Raw genomic sequence first — 18134 nt, forward strand, 5'->3', positions numbered from 1 at the left:
ACAGCTCTTATTTCTCGTGTTGGTGGTTAATATGGGTTAATTTTTCAGGAACGGGGTCGTCTCCGCCTGAATGTAAAGGATGGCATTTTAATATGCGTTTTAAAGCTAACCAACTACCTTTTACCGATCCATGCAATTTAATTGCTTGAATAGCATAACTAGAACAGGTTGGATTAAAACGACAATGCGGACCTAACAGCGGGCTAATCCACTTTTGATAACCGCGGATAAATAACACTAAACAAAAAGTTGGTAAAGCAACAAGTGGTTTAAGTAACCTCATGATGTTTATGCCCCTACTTAAGTTTAGTGAGATAGATATCATGTATTTAAAGACTCAATTAGAAAATTTAAATGCATGATTAAAAGGTGAGCTAAAGATACATTAATTAACCCTGCAATTCTATTGCAATTAGGTTTGTTTGTTAGATTTAGCTGATTTGTTTGGGCGTTTCTTAAAAGGTGGTGGTTTAGGTGCACCTGGTTTACAGCGTTCGTTAATTTTTCGCCATAATTTAGTAAGTTGTTTGGTTATTTCTTCATTAGACTGCTCATCAATACCATTTTTAACCATAAGCACAATATCAATATTATCGATGCTGTGTTGATTTAAACGAAAACTTTCGCGAGCGAGACGTTTAATACGGTTTCGTTGGCATGCCTTTTTTACACGTTTTTTAGCAACAGTAAGACCTAACCTAGGTTTATCTTGGTCATTTGGTTTAGCTAATAGAGTAAAGAAAGGAGTTGCAGCCCGAGCGGGTTCATTAAATATGCGAGAGTAATGCGAGGGAGTTAACAGACGTAACTCCCTGCCAAAGCTAAAGTCTTCCACTTATAAATTAAGCAGAAAGAACTTTGCGGCCTTTAGCGCGGCGACGTGCTAATACTTTACGGCCATTTACAGTTGCCATGCGAGCACGGAAGCCGTGTGCACGTTTGCGTTTTAAAACGCTAGGTTGAAAAGTTCTTTTCATAACAATCTCATCCGATCGGTTAAAGTTAAAACATCCTATACAGGTCGCGATCCTGGCATAGGTGCCATTGCGAGCGCGAGATATTATAGAGTAAGTAATGTAAAGTCAATCATAATTACGTTAAGGGTATATAACCCACCTACTACTATATAAGAGATCATATAAGGCGATCTGTTAGGATCATCATAAATAAGAAGTTTTCCACAGCCCCTGTATAAAAAGTGAATAAAAGCGGGGGAAAAGTAAATTGGATCGTAAATTTGGTTCGCGATCTTGGTGTTATTTTGTTATGATCTCCTCTCAGGATCTAAAATAAAAACTGTTTTAAATCAGCTTGTTAATGATTTTATACATCGATATCAACAATTTTATAAAAATCAATCTTTTACTTGTGGATAAAGTGTCTTCATAATACGCGGTCTTGGGTCGCTTATTGGACCATTTGAACGCAATAAATGTATGATTTATAATCATTAATGATGTGCGGGAATAAAAATTATATCTCTGGGAGTTTAACTGTGTATCTGTCGGTTTGGCAAAGTTGTTTATATGTATTGCAAGATGAGCTGCCTTCGCAGCAATTCAGTATGTGGGTAAGACCGCTACAAGCAGAAAGTACCGAAGATACCTTGACGATTTATGCACCTAATCGCTTTGTGCTTGATTGGGTGAGAGAAAAGTACCTAAATAGAATTAACGAATTACTAGTAGAGATTTGTGGTGTTGAAGCACCAAAACTACGTTTTGATGTAGGTAGTAAACCTTTATTAAATGCACAAGCTGCACCGGTTATAGAAACTCAATCGGCACCAAGTGCACATGCTTCAGCAAAACAACAGCCTCGCGAGCAAAAGCCAGTTGTTGAACCTGCACCTAAGTCAGGTTACAAATCTAACATTAAAGAAAACTATACTTTTGATAGCTTTGTTGAAGGTAAATCAAACCAATTAGCAAAAGCTGCGGCCACACAGGTTGCCGACAATCCTGGCTCTGCTTTTAACCCTGTATTTATATACGGTGGTACTGGTTTAGGTAAAACTCACTTATTACATGCAGTAGGTAATGGCATTATGGCAAATAAGCCAGATGCTAAAATTGTTTACATGCATTCAGAACGCTTTGTTCAAGACATGGTAAAGGCACTTCAAAATAATGCGATAGAAGAATTTAAGCGTTATTACCGCAGTGTTGATGCATTAATGATTGATGATATTCAATTTTTTGCTAACAAAGAGCGTTCACAAGAAGAATTTTTTCATACCTTTAATGCATTGCTTGAAGGCAACCAACAAATTATTTTAACCTCTGATCGTTACCCTAAAGAGATTGAAGGGGTCGAAGACAGGCTAAAATCGCGTTTTGGTTGGGGATTAACAATTGCGATTGAGCCACCAGAGCTTGAAACACGCGTTGCTATTTTAATGAAAAAAGCCCAGCAAAGTAAGATTAACTTACCACACGAAGTTGCTTTTTTTATTGCCAAAAAATTACGTTCAAATGTTCGTGAGCTAGAGGGTGCACTTAACCGTGTAATCGCTAATGCGAACTTTACCGGTCGTCCTATTTCAATCGATTTTGTAAAAGAAGCGCTACGCGATTTACTTGCCTTGCAAGATAAACTGGTTACCATAGACAATATTCAGCGCACTGTTGCTGAGTACTATCGAATTCGTATATCAGACCTGTTATCTAAGCGCCGCAGCCGCTCTATAGCGAGGCCGCGCCAAGTAGCTATGGCGTTATCTAAAGAATTAACTAATCACAGCTTACCTGAGATTGGTGACGCATTTGGTGGACGCGATCATACGACCGTATTACATGCATGTCGTAAGATAAAATCACTACGTGATGAAAGCCACGAAATTAAAGAAGATTACCAAAACTTAATAAGAACATTGTCATCTTAGGGCTGACTTTATTATGCAAATAACAATATCAAGACAACAATTTTTAAAGCCATTGGTGCAAGTGTCGGGCGCAATAGAGCGCAAACACACGTTGCCAATTTTATCTAACGTTTTGTTAGTGGTAGAAAACGGACAACTTTCAATGACGGGTACTGACCTTGAAATTGAACTAGTTTCTGGCGTATTTGTAGGTGATGATATTGCCGATACAAAACTAACGTTACCCGCTAAAAAGTTACTCGATATTTGTAAAAGTCTACCAGATGGTTCAGACATTACTTTAAGCTTGCAAGAGCATCAATTACTTTTGACCAGTGGTAAAAGCCGTTTTTCATTAACGACTTTATCGGCTGATGATTTTCCTAACTTAGAAGAGTGGGACGGAGAGGTTGAATTTCAACTAACTCGTTTAGAGCTTCGTAAGTTACTCGAAAGCACGCATTTTTCGATGGCAAATCAAGACGTACGTTATTACTTAAATGGTATGTCGTTTGAAGTAGATAATACCGACATAAAAACAGTAGCAACAGATGGTCACCGTTTAGCTATAGCGCAAAAGCAATTAACGCAATCGCTTAATACGCAGCGCCAGCTAATTATACCTCGCAAAGGTGTGCAAGAAATTATGCGCCTTATGGTAGCTGACGATGAATTGGTAACAATTCAGTTTGGTGCTAACCATATCCGTATTATTGATATTGAGTTTACATTCACAAGTAAACTGGTTGATGGGCGTTTTCCAGATTACCGTCGTGTATTACCACGTGGTGGCGACAAAGTAATTACAGCTAACCGAGAATGGTTACGTAATGCGTTCCAACGAGTGTCCATTTTATCTAATGAAAAGTTTCGTGGTGTACGCTTAAACTTATCAAATGGTTTATTAAAAATTACGGCCAACAATCCAGAGCAAGAACAAGCTGAAGAAGTTGTTGAAGTAAGTTACGAAGGTGCCGACCTAGAAATAGGGTTTAACGTGTCTTACGTATTAGACGTACTAAACACATTAAAAACAGAAGACGTACTATTTACATTAGCCGACTCAAACAGCAGTGCATTAATTGAAGGTGCAGGCGATGAAGAAGCAATGTACGTTGTTATGCCTATGCGTTTATAAGACTATAAATACATAATGAGCTTAAGTCATTTGAGCCTCAAATATTTTCGTAATATTGAGGCGCTGACGCTAGAACCAGTTAACGGCGTTAATATAATATATGGTGAAAATGGCAGCGGAAAAACCAGCCTTTTAGAGGCTATCTATTACCTTTCTCACGGCAAATCTTTTCGTACTCCAAAACACAAAAGTATTATCGCGCATCAGCAAGAGCAGTTTGTAATTCACGGGCGCAAAACAATACACGACTTATCTATTCCAATTGGTATTAGTAAAACCCAAACGGGTGAAACTAATTTAAAAATTCAAGGTAAGGCGAGCCGTAAAATATCCGAACTAGCTCAACTCATGCCAGTGCAAATTATTACACCAGAGAGTTATTCTTTATTTTTTGGTGGGCCTAAAGAGCGCAGAAAGTTTTTAGATTTAGGTTTGTTCCACGTGGAACATGAGTTCTTTTTTTTATGGCAATCGTTCAATAAAGTACTTAAACAACGTAATGCATTGTTAAAAACTAAGCCCAAGAATTATTTTGACCAAATTAAGTTTTGGGACAAAGAATTTGTTAGACTGGCTGAAGAAATAAATAAATTAAGATTGGCGTATATAAGTAGGTTTAAGCAGCAGTTTTTTGATAAAATGTGTGCAGAATTAACGCTTGTACGTGATTTAGAAATGACCTTTAACGCAGGCTGGAAAGAGACCGAATCTCTTGCAGATGCGTTAGAGCAAAACTTTGAGCGAGATGCTCGCCAAGGATTTACAAGTAAAGGCCCTCATAAGGCCGATTTTAGTTTTAGTGTCGCTGGCAACAGTGTGGAGAATACATTCTCACGCGGTCAATTAAAGTTACTATTGTATGCGTTAAAAGTTACGCAAAATAGCTTAATTGAGTCAGAGACAGATAAGCAATCTATATTGCTAATAGATGATCTACCTTCAGAGTTAGGCGAAGATACAAAAGAGAAAGTGGGACAATTACTTGCTCACTGCAGTTCTCAAATTTTTATCTCTTCAATTTTGTCTGAAAGTATTTCTGCTGTGGTGGAACCCATGCAACGAGAACTACAAATGTTCCACGTGAAACATGGCAACCTAATAACAAGATAAGTGGGATTAACCATGTCTGAGAATTATGACTCGTCGAGTATTAAAGTACTTAAAGGATTAGACGCAGTAAGAAAGCGTCCTGGAATGTATATTGGGGACACCGATGATGGCACAGGCTTACACCACATGGTGTTTGAGGTCGTTGATAACTCGATCGATGAAGCCTTAGCAGGTCATTGTGATGATATTTATGTAACGATTCACTTAGACGGTTCTGTCTCAGTACGAGATAACGGTCGTGGTATTCCAACTTCTATCCATGAAGAAGAAGGCGTATCAGCAGCCGAAGTTATTATGACGGTACTTCATGCCGGTGGTAAGTTTGATGATAACTCTTATAAAGTATCTGGTGGCTTACACGGTGTTGGTGTTTCTGTTGTAAATGCACTTTCAGAAAAGCTAAAACTTACAGTTCGCCGTGAAGGTAAACTTCATGAGCAGTTTTACACTATGGGTGTTCCAGATGCTCCTTTAGCTGTTATTGGTGAATCAGACACGACTGGTACAGAACTGCGTTTTTGGCCAAGTGGTGAAACATTCACAAACTTAGATTTTCATTACGAAATTTTAGCTAAGCGTTTACGCGAGCTTTCATTCCTAAATTCAGGTGTGAGCATCATTTTAAATGATGAACGTGAAGAAAATAAATCTGACCACTTTAAATACGAAGGCGGTATTCAAGCTTTCGTTGAATACTTAAACCGTAATAAAACACCTATACATAAAGGTGTATTCCATTTTACTCACGAACGTGAAGAAGATGGTATTAGCGTTGAAGTATCAATGCAGTGGAATGATGCATACCAAGAAAATATTTACTGTTTCACAAATAATATTCCACAACGTGATGGTGGTACTCACTTAGCCGGTTTTAGATCAGCGCTAACACGTACACTTAATAACTACATGGAAAAAGAAGGCTTTAACAAAAAAGCTAAAACAACCAGCAATGCTACCGGTGATGATGCCCGTGAAGGCTTAACGGCTGTTGTTAGTGTTAAAGTTCCTGATCCTAAGTTCTCATCGCAAACTAAAGACAAGCTCGTTTCAAGTGAAGTTAAGTCTGCAGTTGAACAAGCAATGGCTGAAAAATTTACTGAGTTTTTATTAGAAAACCCAACTGATGCCAAAATTGTTGTAGGTAAGATTATTGATGCCTCACGTGCTCGTGAAGCGGCGCGTAAAGCCCGTGAAATGACACGTCGTAAAGGTGCAATGGACTTAGCAGGCTTACCTGGTAAGCTAGCTGATTGCCAAGAAAAAGATCCTGCCCAATCTGAACTATATATAGTGGAAGGGGACTCTGCTGGCGGATCAGCCAAGCAGGGACGTAACCGTAAAAACCAAGCTATTCTTCCGCTTAAAGGTAAAATCTTAAACGTAGAAAAAGCACGTTTTGATAAAATGTTATCTTCGCAAGAAGTAGCAACACTAATTACTGCATTAGGATGTGGTATTGGTCGTGACGAATATAACCCTGAGAAATTACGTTACCATCGCATTATAATCATGACCGATGCGGACGTGGATGGTTCTCACATTCGTACGTTACTATTAACATTCTTCTATCGCCAAATGCCTGAAATTGTAGAACGCGGCTATATTTACATTGCTCAACCACCACTTTATAAAGTGAAAAAAGGTAAGCAAGAGCGTTATATTAAAGATGACCCTGCATTAGTTGAATACCTAACATCGCTTGCTCTTAATGGTGCAGCGTTGTATGCAAGTACAGATGCACCTGCTCTTGAAGGTGAAGCACTAGAAGAAATCGTTCACGATTATCAAAACACAGTTAAAGTAATTGAGCGTTTAAAGCGTAAATACCCTAACACGGTAATGGAACGCTTAATTTATCAGACAGAATTGAAAACTGATGACCTTTCAGATGAAGCTAAAGTAATTGCTTGGACTAAAGTGTTGGTTGACGACCTAATTGCACGTGATGAAGATGCGACTATTTTCCATGCTGGTACAGAGCATGATGCTGAGCGTAATATGTATTACCCGGTTGTGAATATTCGTCAGCACGGTGTAGATAAAGCACACGTACTTCATTATGACTTTATTGCGTCACGTGACTACCAACGCATTGCTGTGACTGGTACTAACATCGCAAACATCCTTAGCGAAGGTGCATATATTCAACGTGGTGAGAAAACAAAACCTGTTGATAACTTTGTGGATGCTTTGGAATGGTTGATCACAGAATCGAAGCGAGGGATCTATATTCAACGCTATAAAGGACTGGGCGAAATGAACCCAAGCCAGCTTTGGGAGACCACAATGGATCCTAGTGCTCGTCGTATGTTACAAGTAACGATCGAAGATGCTGTTGGCGCGGATCAATTATTTGCGACCTTAATGGGTGACCAAGTAGAGCCTCGTCGTGAGTTTATTGAAAAGAACGCACTACGTGTAGTTAACTTAGACGTGTAAAAAATATTGCTTACATAGAAAAAGGAGCCTAATGGCTCCTTTTTTATTTTCTTCAATTACACAAACTGCTTAAAACCTGAGTGTACACACGGTATACTAAGGGTAATTTTCACGCTACTTCTTAGATAGTAAAAAGCCAAATATGCAAAAATATGACGTAAAAACCTTTCAAGGTTTGATCCTGGCTTTACAGGATTATTGGGCGCAGCAAGGCTGTGTCATTATTCAACCACTTGATATGGAAGTGGGCGCAGGGACATTTCACCCGCAAACTTTTTTAAAGTCTATTGGTCCAGAGCCAATGGCGAGTGCATACGTGCAACCGTGTCGTCGTCCTACCGATGGTCGCTACGGTGAAAATCCAAATCGCTTACAACACTACTACCAATTTCAGGTAGTTTTAAAGCCATCGCCAGATAACATCCAAGAGCTTTATTTAGGCTCTTTAGCGGCTATGGGTATCGATACACTAACTCACGAAGTTCGCTTTGTAGAAGACAACTGGGAATCACCTACGTTAGGTGCGTGGGGCCTAGGTTGGGAAATTTGGTTAAACGGCATGGAAGTAACGCAGTTTACCTACTTCCAACAAGTTGGTGGTATTGAGTGTTCACCAGTAACGGGTGAGATCACTTACGGCCTAGAGCGTTTAGCAATGTACATTCAAGGCGTAGATAGTATTTACGACTTAGTATGGGCAGACGGTCCACTAGGGCGCGTAACCTACGGCGACGTGTTCCATCAAAATGAAGTAGAGCAGTCTACTTACAATTTTGAACACGCAAACGTAGAAGACTTATTTGCTCAGTTTGATAAATGTGAAGCAGAGAGCCAAAAGTTAATTGAAGCAAACTTACCACTACCGGCTTACGAGCAAGTAATGAAAGCATCGCACGCATTTAACTTACTAGACGCACGCCACGCAATTTCGGTAACTGAACGTCAACGTTATATTTTACGCGTTCGTGCATTATCAAAAGCGTGTGCACAAAGTTACTATGACAAACGCGAAGCGCTTGGTTTCCCGCTGTGTAAGGATAAGTAAGTATGTCAGCACAAAATTTATTAGTAGAAATTGGCACAGAAGAGTTGCCACCAAAAGCACTGCGTAAATTAGCAGAAGCTTTTGCTGCAAACTTAACTGCAGAGCTAGAAACACTAGAGTTAGCACATCAAGGTGTAAGCTGGTATGCATCGCCTCGTCGTTTAGGTTTACAAGTAAAAGCGCTTGAAGCTAAGCAACAAGACAAAGAAGTTGAAAAACGCGGCCCAGCAACTAAAGCCGCATTTGACGGTGACGGTAACCCAACAAAAGCAGCAATGGGTTGGGCACGTGGTTGTGGTATTGAAGTAAAAGACGCACAAACACTCGAAACAGACAAAGGCGCATGGTTATTGCACATTGCTAAAGTTGCAGGGCAAGAAACTAAAACGCTAATGACAGGTGCAATTACTAAAGCGTTGGCTAAATTACCAATTCCTAAACCAATGCGTTGGGGCGCGAATAAAACACAATTTATTCGTCCTGTGCATACGGTAACTATTTTGTTTGGTGATGAGTTACTTGAAGGTGAGATCCTTGGTAAGAAAATAACTAACCAGCTTCAGGGTCATCGCTTTCACCACCCAGAAAAAATTAGCATAAACCATGCGGACGACGTTTTTGACGTACTTAAATCTGCTTACGTTATTGCCGATTACGAACAACGTAAAGCACAAATTCGTACGCAAATAGAAGAGGCTGCAAAAGCAGTTAATGCTGTTGTTGCAATGGATGAAGATTTACTAGAAGAAGTAACATCACTTGTAGAGTGGCCAGTTACTTTAACGGCAACATTTGAAGAAGTATTTTTAGATGTACCAGCCGAAGCGTTAATCTATACCATGAAAGACGATCAAAAATACTTCCCGTTATTAGATCAAAACGGCAAACTTTTAAATAAATTTTTGTTTGTATCTAACATAGAAAGTAAAGATCCAAGTGTGGTTATTTCTGGTAACGAAAAAGTAGTGCGCCCGCGTTTAGCCGATGCACAGTTCTTCTTTGAAACAGATAAAAAGAAAACTCTAGAAAGCCGATTAGAATCGCTTGATAGCGTATTGTTCCAAAAGCAACTTGGTACGCTTAAAGATAAGTCTCAGCGTATTAGTGAACTTGCGGGTTACATTGCTGAGCAATTAGGTGCTGATAAAGACCTAGCACAGCGTGCAGGCTTATTAAGTAAAACTGACCTAATGACTGAAATGGTAATGGAATTTACCGACGTGCAAGGTGTAATGGGAATGCATTACGCTCGCCACGATGGTGAAGCCGAAGATGTAGCCGTAGCGCAAAACGAGCAGTACATGCCACGCTTTGCAGGCGACAACTTACCTACAAACTTAATTAGCTGTGCAGTAGCTATTGCTGATAAGTTTGATACGCTGGTGGGTATTTTTGGTATAGGCCAGGCACCTAAAGGTGACAAAGACCCATTTGCTCTTCGTCGTGCTGCTATTGGTGCACTTCGCATTATGGTAGAAAAAGAGCTACCACTTGATATTTTAGACCTAGTAGCTAAATCGCAAACATTGTTTGGCGACAAGTTAACTAACTTAAATGTATCAACTGACGTATTTGAATTTATGCTAGGACGCTTCCGTGCTTGGTATCAAGACGAAGGTATTGAAGTAGACGTAATTCAAGCAGTGCTTGCACGTCGTCCGACTAAACCTGTTGATTTTGATCGCCGTGTTAAAGCCGTAAGCCACTTCCGTACATTAGACGCAGCAGAAGCGCTTGCAGCAGCTAATAAGCGTGTAGGTAATATTCTGGCTAAAAACGACATTACCAGCCAAGGTAGTGTTGATGAGAGCTTATTAAGCGACGACGCTGAAAAAGTATTAGCATCACAAGTAGCAAAATTTGCCACTGACCTTGCACCACTTTACGCAGATGGAAACTACCAAGAAGCATTAAGCCAATTGGCAGGTATTCGCGAAAGTGTTGATAACTTTTTTGACAACGTAATGGTTATGGCCGACGATGAAGCTGTTAAGCAAAATCGTCTTGCGCTGCTAAGCCAGTTAAGCGGATTGTTTTTAGGTATTGCAGATATTTCTGTTTTACAAAAATAACACCGATTAGCAATTTTAAAAGCCAGCGTTTTGCTGGCTTTTTAGTTTTCACTGTATGCAAAGGAAACCCCATTGATGATTTCTATGAAACGAATTTTAACCTTAGCAATTGCTGGTTTACTTACTGCCTGTACAAGCCAAATTTCGATTAACGATGTATTACCACAGCAAGAGCTTGACCGCACAATTTACTTACGTGGCGACTTTACACTGTGGGATGCAGAACCCCAGTATCAGTTTGCACCAGTTGGACCCGCGCTTTATCAAGCGCAAGTTAAATTTAGTACGTCTGGTAAAGTGTACGAATTTAAAATAGCCGATGCCGATTTTAGTGAAGGCTACAACTGTGGTTACAGCGATGCACAACCAGCAGGACAAAGCCTAACACTCGGCCAGCCAGCTATCGCAGACTGTAATACTATTTATAACTACTTTAGTTTCACACCAGCAATCAAAGGCACATACATAGTAAGTATTGATTACAGTGACTACGACAAGCCACAAGTGACGATAACGAAGAAGTGATAGCTGTATTTTTAAAGCAGCCCGAGTGAATTAATGGATTTGTGACAAGGACGTTGTAGTGTTTATTCAACATTAACACCAAGGGGGGTTCGTAGGTTGGGTAGAGTGAAACGAAACCCAACATGTGTGGCGCATAAAACTATTTTGGTGGTTATTAAATACGTTGGGTTTCGTAAAACTCAACCCAACCTACGCCAGAAACTAGTTTTATAAGTATGCAACAATATCATGGATAAGTTTGACTTAAACTTGCCTTGATTACAATTAACAAAACTAATCTATACTCTTATTTATCTGTTTATTTTATAGGTAAAAATATGCGTTATAAACGTATGTTAGAGGCGGGCGCATGTTATTTTTTTACGGTAAATTTAGAAGATAGATCTCAGCATTTACTCGTGGAAAATATAGAGTTATTACGTCGTGTGTATTCAAAGGTGGCAAAAAGGCATCCAATAAAGACGATTGCAATCGTTATCATGCCCGATCACCTTCATGTTATTTGGCAATTACCAAAAGGCGATAATAATTATGCAATGCGTTGGCGGCTTATAAAATCAGGCTTTTCTCGAAAGCTTCCAGCAACAGAATTTTGTAATAAAAGTCGAATAGCGAAGGGAGAGCGTGGAATTTGGCAGCGCCGTTATTGGGAGCATAAAATTAGAGATGAAGAAGACTTAAATAACCATATTAATTATATCCACTACAACCCTGTGAAACATAAATATGTTTCTAAAGTCAGTAATTGGTCTTTTTCGAGTTTTCATCGATATGTCAAAGATTCAAAATTACCGAGTAACTGGGGGAGTGATAATAAGTTAAACGATATATACGATGAGTGAAATTATTTCGATTATTATAAGATACGTTGGGTTTCGTAAAACTCAACCCAACCTACGTTATTTTAAAGCCCTTTCTTCACCACATACCTATACGGTGCTGCTTCTGCATCTTTAGCCACCAGCGTGTGATCCATAAACGTACAAAAACTCGGAATGTCGCGAGTGGTTGATGGGTCATCAGCGGTTATTAATAACGTTTCACCATCATTCATTTTACGAATAGCAGCACGTACCATCATTACTGGCTCTGGACAGCGAAGGCCTATGGCATCTAATTGGTGATCGGGATTATCAAAGCTCATAATAAATTGACCTGTTTAATTAAAGTGATTGCTGCGTACGCGAGTGCTTAGGTATAGCAATTAATAAGTTTGGCAGTTTAACGCAATTTTAAGTGTAATTTAACTATTTTACTTATCTTAATATGCCCATTTTATTTGAAACTTTATTGCTGCAAAACACGTTATTTAATAATACGCCCGATCACATAATTCCGTAGTACTACATACTGGTGTTATAGCTGATAATTTTTACTAAATTAAAGCTAATAAAAAAGGCGAACTGAATAAAATCAGTTCGCCTTTTTAATCACCAAGATGGTTTTACATGTTTAAACTAATTAGTCTTGAACACGTTCAAATACAGTGGCAATGCCTTGGCCTAAACCAATACACATAGTTGCTAAACCGTATCGTACATTTTTGTCTTCCATTAAGTGAATAAGCGATGTGCTAATACGCGAACCCGAACAACCCAGTGGGTGACCAAGTGCGATTGCGCCGCCATTTAAATTCACTTTTTCGTCAACAACATCCATTAACCCTAAATCTTTCATTACAGGTAATGATTGTGCTGCAAAGGCTTCGTTAAGTTCTACTACGCCTAGGTCATCAATTGTAATACCGGCTTGAGCAAGTGCTTTTTTACTTGCTGGTACTGGGCCGTAACCCATAATTGATGGATCGCAACCAGCGACTGCCATTGCTTTAATGCGCGCACGAATTGGTAAGCCAAGTTCTTTTGCTTTTTCTTCGCTCATTACTAACATTGCAGATGCGCCGTCAGAAAGTGCAGAAGACGTACCGGCTGTTACCGTGCCCGATGCAGGATTAAATACAGGGCGAAGCTTTGATAGGCCTTCTACTGTTGTTTCTGGGCGAATTACTTCGTCGTCTTCAACTAATATAAGAGAACCATCTGCTGCGTGACCTTCCATTGCTAAAATTTCGCGACGAAAACGGCCTTCAACAGTTGCAGCTTGTGCACGTTGATGTGAGCGATAAGCAAATTCATCTTGTTGCTCACGGCTAATGCCATGAAGTGTTGCAAGGTATTCTGCTGTTAAACCCATTGAGCCCGATGCTTGTGCAATCGTTGTTGCAAGGCCAGGGTGAAAGTCGTTGCCGTGAGTCATAGGTACGTGACCCATGTGCTCAACACCACCAATTAGGTAAGTGTCGCCAGCGCCTGTCATTATTGCGCGTGCAGCGTCATGCAATGCTTGCATTGACGATCCACATAAACGGTTAACCGTTACAGCAGGTACGCTGTGTGGGATACCGGCAAGTAATGCTGCGTTACGTGCTACGTTAAAGCCTTGCTCTAATGTTTGCTGTACACAACCCCAATAAATATCGTCAATTGATGCTGGATCAACTGCTGGGTTGCGATCAAGTAAGCCTTTCATTAAATGTGCGCTTAAGTCTTCAGCACGTTTATGTTTGAATACACCACTTTTAGAGCGACCCATTGGTGTGCGGATACAATCTACAATTACTGGATTATTCATGATATTAACCTTCCACCTTATAGAAAACACGACCTTCTTCGGCCCACTTGCGAGTTTGCTCAGATACTTGGTAAATCGCACCTAGGTGAGCGTATTTGTCTGCTGCTGCAACAAAGTTAGCTAAACCAGTTTGATCTAAGTAACGGAACGCGCCGCCTCTAAATGGAGGGAAACCAACACCGTAAACTAATGCCATATCTGCTTCTTGCGGAGAGGCAACAATGCCTTCTTGCAAACACAGTAGCACTTCGTTAATCATTGGAATCATACAACGGTCGATGATTTCTTGTTTATCAAATTCTTTTGGTGCGTCTGTAATTGGGCTTAGTAGCTCAACTGCTGTCTCGTCATGAGACTTTTTAAGACGACCGCGACGATCTGTTTCGTATTTGTAAAAACCGGCTTTGTTCTTTTGACCAAAACGTTTTTCGTTGGCAAAAATAGTCACAGGGTCTTTATCAGCACGCGCCATACGCTCAGGGAAACCGTCAGCCATTACGCCAGTACAATGGAATGCTGTATCAATACCTACAACATCAAGTAAGTAAGCCGGACCCATAGGCCAGCCAAATACGTTTTCCATTACTTTATCTACTTTTGCAAAGTTAGCGCCTTCAACCACTAATTTGCTAAAACCTGCAAAGTAAGGGAATAAAACACGGTTTACAAAAAAGCCTGGGCAATCGTTAACAACAATTGGCGATTTACCTAATTTAAGTGCGTAATCAACTACTGCATTAATTGTTTTATCTGAGGTTTTTGCGCCACGGATAATTTCTACTAATGGCATTTTTGGCACAGGGTTGAAAAAGTGCATACCACAGAAGTTTTCTGGCTTATCTAGCGCTTGTGCTAGTAAATCAATACAAATAGTTGATGTGTTTGAAGTAAGTACCGTACCTTCTGGCATGGTTTTTTCAAGATCAGCGAGTACTGCTTGCTTAACTTTAGGGTTTTCTACAACGGCTTCAACAATAATGTTGGCACTTTGTAGGTCTGACGCGTTAAGTGTTGGCTTAATTTTGCTAAGTGTTGCCAACATTTTTTCCATTGGCATGTGGCCACGCTTAACTTTTGCGCCTAATAACTTAGACGCTTCACCCATACCTAAATCAAGCGCATCTTGTTGGATGTCTTTCATTATAATAGGTGTGCCTTTATAAGCAGACTGGTATGCAATACCGCCACCCATAATACCAGCCCCTAATACAGCGGCTTGTTTAATTTCTACATCGCTTTGTTTAGCAAATTTACGTGCTTTACCTTTAATGTATTGGTCAGCTAGGAATATACCTGTCTGTGCAGCTGCTTCTGGTGTACGTGCTAATTTAGCAAAGTTAGCGTTTTCGATTGCCATTGCTTCATCGCGAGTACAGTTTGCCGCTGCTTTAATAGTACGTACAGCCATAACCGGTGCAGGATAGTGGCCTTTGGTTTTACCCATTACCATACCTTCTGCCATAGCAAAGCTCATGCCTTGCTCAACACGGTTTAATTTAAGTGGCTGTAGTTTTACGTTACGTTTTGCTTGCCAATCTAGCTTGCCAGCAATCGCCAGTTCAAGTGTTGATACACTTGACTCTAAAAGTTTGTCAGCACTAACTACCGCGTCAAACGCACCTACTTTAAGGGCATCTGCTGCGCGGTTTTCTGCGCCTGAGGTAATCCACATCATCGCGTTATCGGCGCCAATGATACGCGGTAAGCGCACTGTGCCACCAAAACCAGGCATTATGCCAAGTTTAACTTCTGGTAAGCCCATTTTAGCTGTTTCGCTTGCCACGCGATAATCGGTAGCAAGTGCCCACTCACAACCACCTCCAAGTGCCATACCGTTTATAGCGCTTAGAGTTGGGAATGGTAAATCTTCGATTGCATCAAAAACGTCGGTTGCGTTTTTGATCCACACTACTAATTCTTCTTCAGGTTTAGTAAATGTAGGTAAAAATTCGAAGATATCGGCACCAATAATAAAGTGGTCTTTATCACTGGTAAAAATCATGCCTTTGATATCAGTATTGGCAGCTAATTCTTTTAATGCTGCTGCGCAATCTGAAAGAGTTTTTTGAGATAATGTGTTTACAGAACCTGCAACACAAAACTTAAACTCGGCGATGTTTTCCTTTAGGAAGCTAACTTCAAAGGAATCGCTTTTATATAACATTATTATTCTCCCTAGTTGACGAACTAAGACTGGTACGATGAGTTTGCATTTCAATCAGTGTGCTTGCTTTAAATTAAAAATGCAACGAAAAATTTAACTCGGTTACAATCGACTGGTTAAAATATAGCTGGTTTGGTGCTAAGGTGGTTGAAAAGTTTTTATTCACTACTTTAATTTTTATTAAAGGACATTATGAAAAAATATTTACTAAGTGTTGCGGCAGCTGCATTCATTTTCCCTCTTCACTCTGCCGAGGCAAGTATCGATAACGATGCCTTTTTAGATGCCGAAAAAAAAGTAAGGTACGGAAGTTACCAAGACTTTAAACAAGCGGTTAGTAACCTAAATCATCCGTTAAAACCGTATGTTGAAAAAACATATTGGCAACGTCACCCGAGTATTAAGCATCAGGCAGAGATAGAAGACTATTTAAATATATATCAGCATACACCGCTTGAGTGGCCTGTGCGCAAAGCGTGGTTGGAGTATTTAAAAGAGAACAATGAAAAAGCGGCGTACATACGCAACTACCGTGAAACTTCTAATACTGGGCTTACCTGTACTTATTTAGATTTTCAGCTCGACTTGGGCGCGCCTGAAAAGGCGATTCTAAATCAGGTGACCGACTTATGGGCCGTTGGTAAATCGCAACCTAATGGCTGTGATAGTTTGTTTTCTACGTGGCGTAAAAAAGGCTACATGAAAGAAGAAACGGTTTGGAAGCGTGTAACACTTGCTGCACAAGGCGGGACGCAAAGCTTATTACCTTACTTAAAAACTTTATTGCCAAGTAAGGATCGTTACTTAGCTGACTTATATTTAAAAGTGCGAAAAGATCCAAGCACGGCAGCTGGATTATATCGATATAAAAATAAGTCGGCTAAAGAAGGCCAAATAGCAATTTATGGTGTTAAGCGTTTGGTTTGGCGCGATAAAGAGCTTGCTTTAAAAGCATGGGAAAAACTAGAAAAAATATTTAAGTATAGTGATGAAGATAAAGCTGACGTGTATTACACCTTTGCGTTGTCACTTGCTTCAAGCGGGCATAAGCAAGCGAGCTTTTGGCTAAATAAAGTGCCGAAAGAGCGATTAGACAGCAAGCTTATTCAATGGCAACTGGGCAATATGCTCAAAACCCAAGATTGGGAAGGGATTGCTGCGTTTTTTACAGGTAAAGAGGATTTAAGCCTTGGCCAGCAATATTGGTTAGCTTATAGCTATGCTAAACGTGGCGAGCAGCAAAAAGCAGACGATATTTGGAAAAAAGTAGCGGCTAATCGTGATTATTACGGCTTTTTAGCAGCAGCACGTTTAGGTTTGCCCGTTGATTTAAATAATCAACCTTTAGCAGTCGATAAGGTACTTGTAGATAAAGTAAGTAATGCACCTGGCTTTAAGCGTGCAAAAGCACTTTATGATATTGAGCGCTTTACGTCGGCGCGCCGTGAGTGGAATTATTTAACGGATACGTCTAGCGATGAAGAAAAGCTAGCAGCATCACAACTATCTACCGATTTAGGTTGGCACGACAGTACTATTTTTACTTTAGCAAAAATTAAAGCATGGGATAACGTAGAGCAACGTTTTCCGTTTGCGTTTCAAGATGTTTTTGAGCGCTACAGTAAACGTAGCAAGATAGATGTTGCCTGGAGTATTGCTATTGCGAGGCGCGAAAGCTCTTTTGCGCCAGATGCACGCTCGCATGCTAATGCACGTGGTTTAATGCAGTTATTACCTAGTACTGCTGAGTATGTAAATAAAGGCAGTGTGACAAGTAGTCGTTTATATCAACCTAAAACAAATATTAGGTTAGGTACTAGTTACTTACAGTACTTAAAAAAGAAAAACCATGGCAATGAGGTGCTGGCAACAGCTTCTTATAATGCGGGTTATCACCGTATAAAGCGTTGGTTACCTGATGACGCTATTCCGGCTGAGTTATGGGTAGAGCTTATTCCGTATCGCGAAACCCGCGATTACGTAAAAAATGTATTTGCGTACAGACAGGTTTACCATACAAGAATGGGCCGAGAAGGTAATGTATTAGCGCCGCTACTCGAAATGAAAATGGGCGGTTGAATATATGATACCAATCGACCAATAACTTAACACGATAGGTATAGCTATTAATAAGGGGGATGTTTACA

At 40.0% G+C, this 18134-nt stretch carries 15 protein-coding genes; 9 read left to right on the top strand and 6 right to left on the bottom strand.

Annotated elements, in window-relative coordinates:
* Positions 1-7: 7 nt before the first annotated feature.
* The 3 genes from yidD to rpmH all read right to left on the bottom strand — a co-directional run bounded on the left by yidD (position 8) and on the right by rpmH (position 977).
* Positions 8-283, bottom strand: coding sequence for a membrane protein insertion efficiency factor YidD (yidD, locus tag I6F47_RS19165; protein WP_008138026.1), 276 nt, complete (start codon positions 281-283; stop codon positions 8-10).
* A gap of 129 nt (positions 284-412) precedes the next feature.
* Entirely contained in the window at positions 413-835 is a 423-nt protein-coding gene (rnpA, locus tag I6F47_RS19170; protein WP_007377653.1) for a ribonuclease P protein component, read from the bottom strand.
* Between the two features lie 7 nt (positions 836-842).
* Complete coding sequence (gene rpmH / locus I6F47_RS19175) at positions 843-977, bottom strand: 50S ribosomal protein L34 (RefSeq protein WP_004335215.1); 135 nt, start codon at positions 975-977, stop codon at positions 843-845.
* A 518-nt stretch (positions 978-1495) separates the two neighbouring features.
* Here rpmH and dnaA point away from each other — a divergent pair.
* The 8 genes from dnaA to I6F47_RS19215 all read left to right on the top strand — a co-directional run bounded on the left by dnaA (position 1496) and on the right by I6F47_RS19215 (position 12034).
* Positions 1496-2884 (top strand): chromosomal replication initiator protein DnaA, encoded by a 1389-nt coding sequence (gene dnaA / locus I6F47_RS19180; RefSeq protein WP_010555148.1) that lies wholly within the window; start codon positions 1496-1498, stop codon positions 2882-2884.
* A gap of 13 nt (positions 2885-2897) precedes the next feature.
* The gene (gene dnaN, locus I6F47_RS19185) at positions 2898-4001 is read left to right on the top strand and encodes a DNA polymerase III subunit beta (RefSeq protein ID WP_010555149.1); all 1104 of its coding nucleotides are present in this window, start codon (positions 2898-2900) and stop codon (positions 3999-4001) included.
* 15 nt (positions 4002-4016) lie between these two features.
* Complete coding sequence (gene recF, locus I6F47_RS19190) at positions 4017-5111, top strand: DNA replication/repair protein RecF (protein WP_008138030.1); 1095 nt, start codon at positions 4017-4019, stop codon at positions 5109-5111.
* Between the two features lie 12 nt (positions 5112-5123).
* Complete coding sequence (gene gyrB / locus I6F47_RS19195) at positions 5124-7550, top strand: DNA topoisomerase (ATP-hydrolyzing) subunit B (protein WP_008172005.1); 2427 nt, start codon at positions 5124-5126, stop codon at positions 7548-7550.
* Positions 7551-7692: 142 nt separating this feature from the next.
* Positions 7693-8595 (top strand): glycine--tRNA ligase subunit alpha, encoded by a 903-nt coding sequence (gene glyQ / locus I6F47_RS19200; RefSeq protein ID WP_007584197.1) that lies wholly within the window; start codon positions 7693-7695, stop codon positions 8593-8595.
* A gap of 2 nt (positions 8596-8597) precedes the next feature.
* The gene (glyS, locus tag I6F47_RS19205) at positions 8598-10667 is read left to right on the top strand and encodes a glycine--tRNA ligase subunit beta (RefSeq protein ID WP_197184378.1); all 2070 of its coding nucleotides are present in this window, start codon (positions 8598-8600) and stop codon (positions 10665-10667) included.
* Between the two features lie 75 nt (positions 10668-10742).
* Complete coding sequence (locus I6F47_RS19210) at positions 10743-11192, top strand: hypothetical protein (protein WP_197184387.1); 450 nt, start codon at positions 10743-10745, stop codon at positions 11190-11192.
* A 317-nt stretch (positions 11193-11509) separates the two neighbouring features.
* A complete protein-coding gene (locus tag I6F47_RS19215; protein ID WP_197184379.1) occupies positions 11510-12034 on the top strand; it encodes an REP-associated tyrosine transposase in 525 nt (174 codons plus the stop codon).
* A 62-nt stretch (positions 12035-12096) separates the two neighbouring features.
* On the opposite strand, the gene tusA is transcribed toward I6F47_RS19215, so the two are convergent.
* The 3 genes from tusA to fadB form a co-directional block, all read right to left on the bottom strand.
* Complete coding sequence (gene tusA, locus I6F47_RS19220; protein ID WP_182696209.1) at positions 12097-12336, bottom strand: sulfurtransferase TusA; 240 nt, start codon at positions 12334-12336, stop codon at positions 12097-12099.
* A 317-nt stretch (positions 12337-12653) separates the two neighbouring features.
* The gene (fadA, locus tag I6F47_RS19225) at positions 12654-13823 is read right to left on the bottom strand and encodes an acetyl-CoA C-acyltransferase FadA (RefSeq protein ID WP_007584192.1); all 1170 of its coding nucleotides are present in this window, start codon (positions 13821-13823) and stop codon (positions 12654-12656) included.
* Between the two features lie 4 nt (positions 13824-13827).
* Positions 13828-15987, bottom strand: a complete 2160-nt coding sequence (gene fadB / locus I6F47_RS19230; RefSeq protein ID WP_007584190.1) for a fatty acid oxidation complex subunit alpha FadB — start codon at positions 15985-15987, stop codon at positions 13828-13830.
* A 192-nt stretch (positions 15988-16179) separates the two neighbouring features.
* On the opposite strand from fadB, the gene I6F47_RS19235 reads away from it, so the two are divergent.
* Positions 16180-18066: a transglycosylase SLT domain-containing protein gene (locus I6F47_RS19235; RefSeq protein ID WP_007584188.1), complete on the top strand. Its 1887-nt coding sequence runs from the start codon at positions 16180-16182 to the stop codon at positions 18064-18066.
* Positions 18067-18134 lie beyond the last annotated feature (68 nt).

The sequence above is a fragment of the Pseudoalteromonas sp. NZS37 genome, from assembly GCF_015864265.1.
GTDB lineage: Bacteria > Pseudomonadota > Gammaproteobacteria > Enterobacterales > Alteromonadaceae > Pseudoalteromonas > Pseudoalteromonas arctica.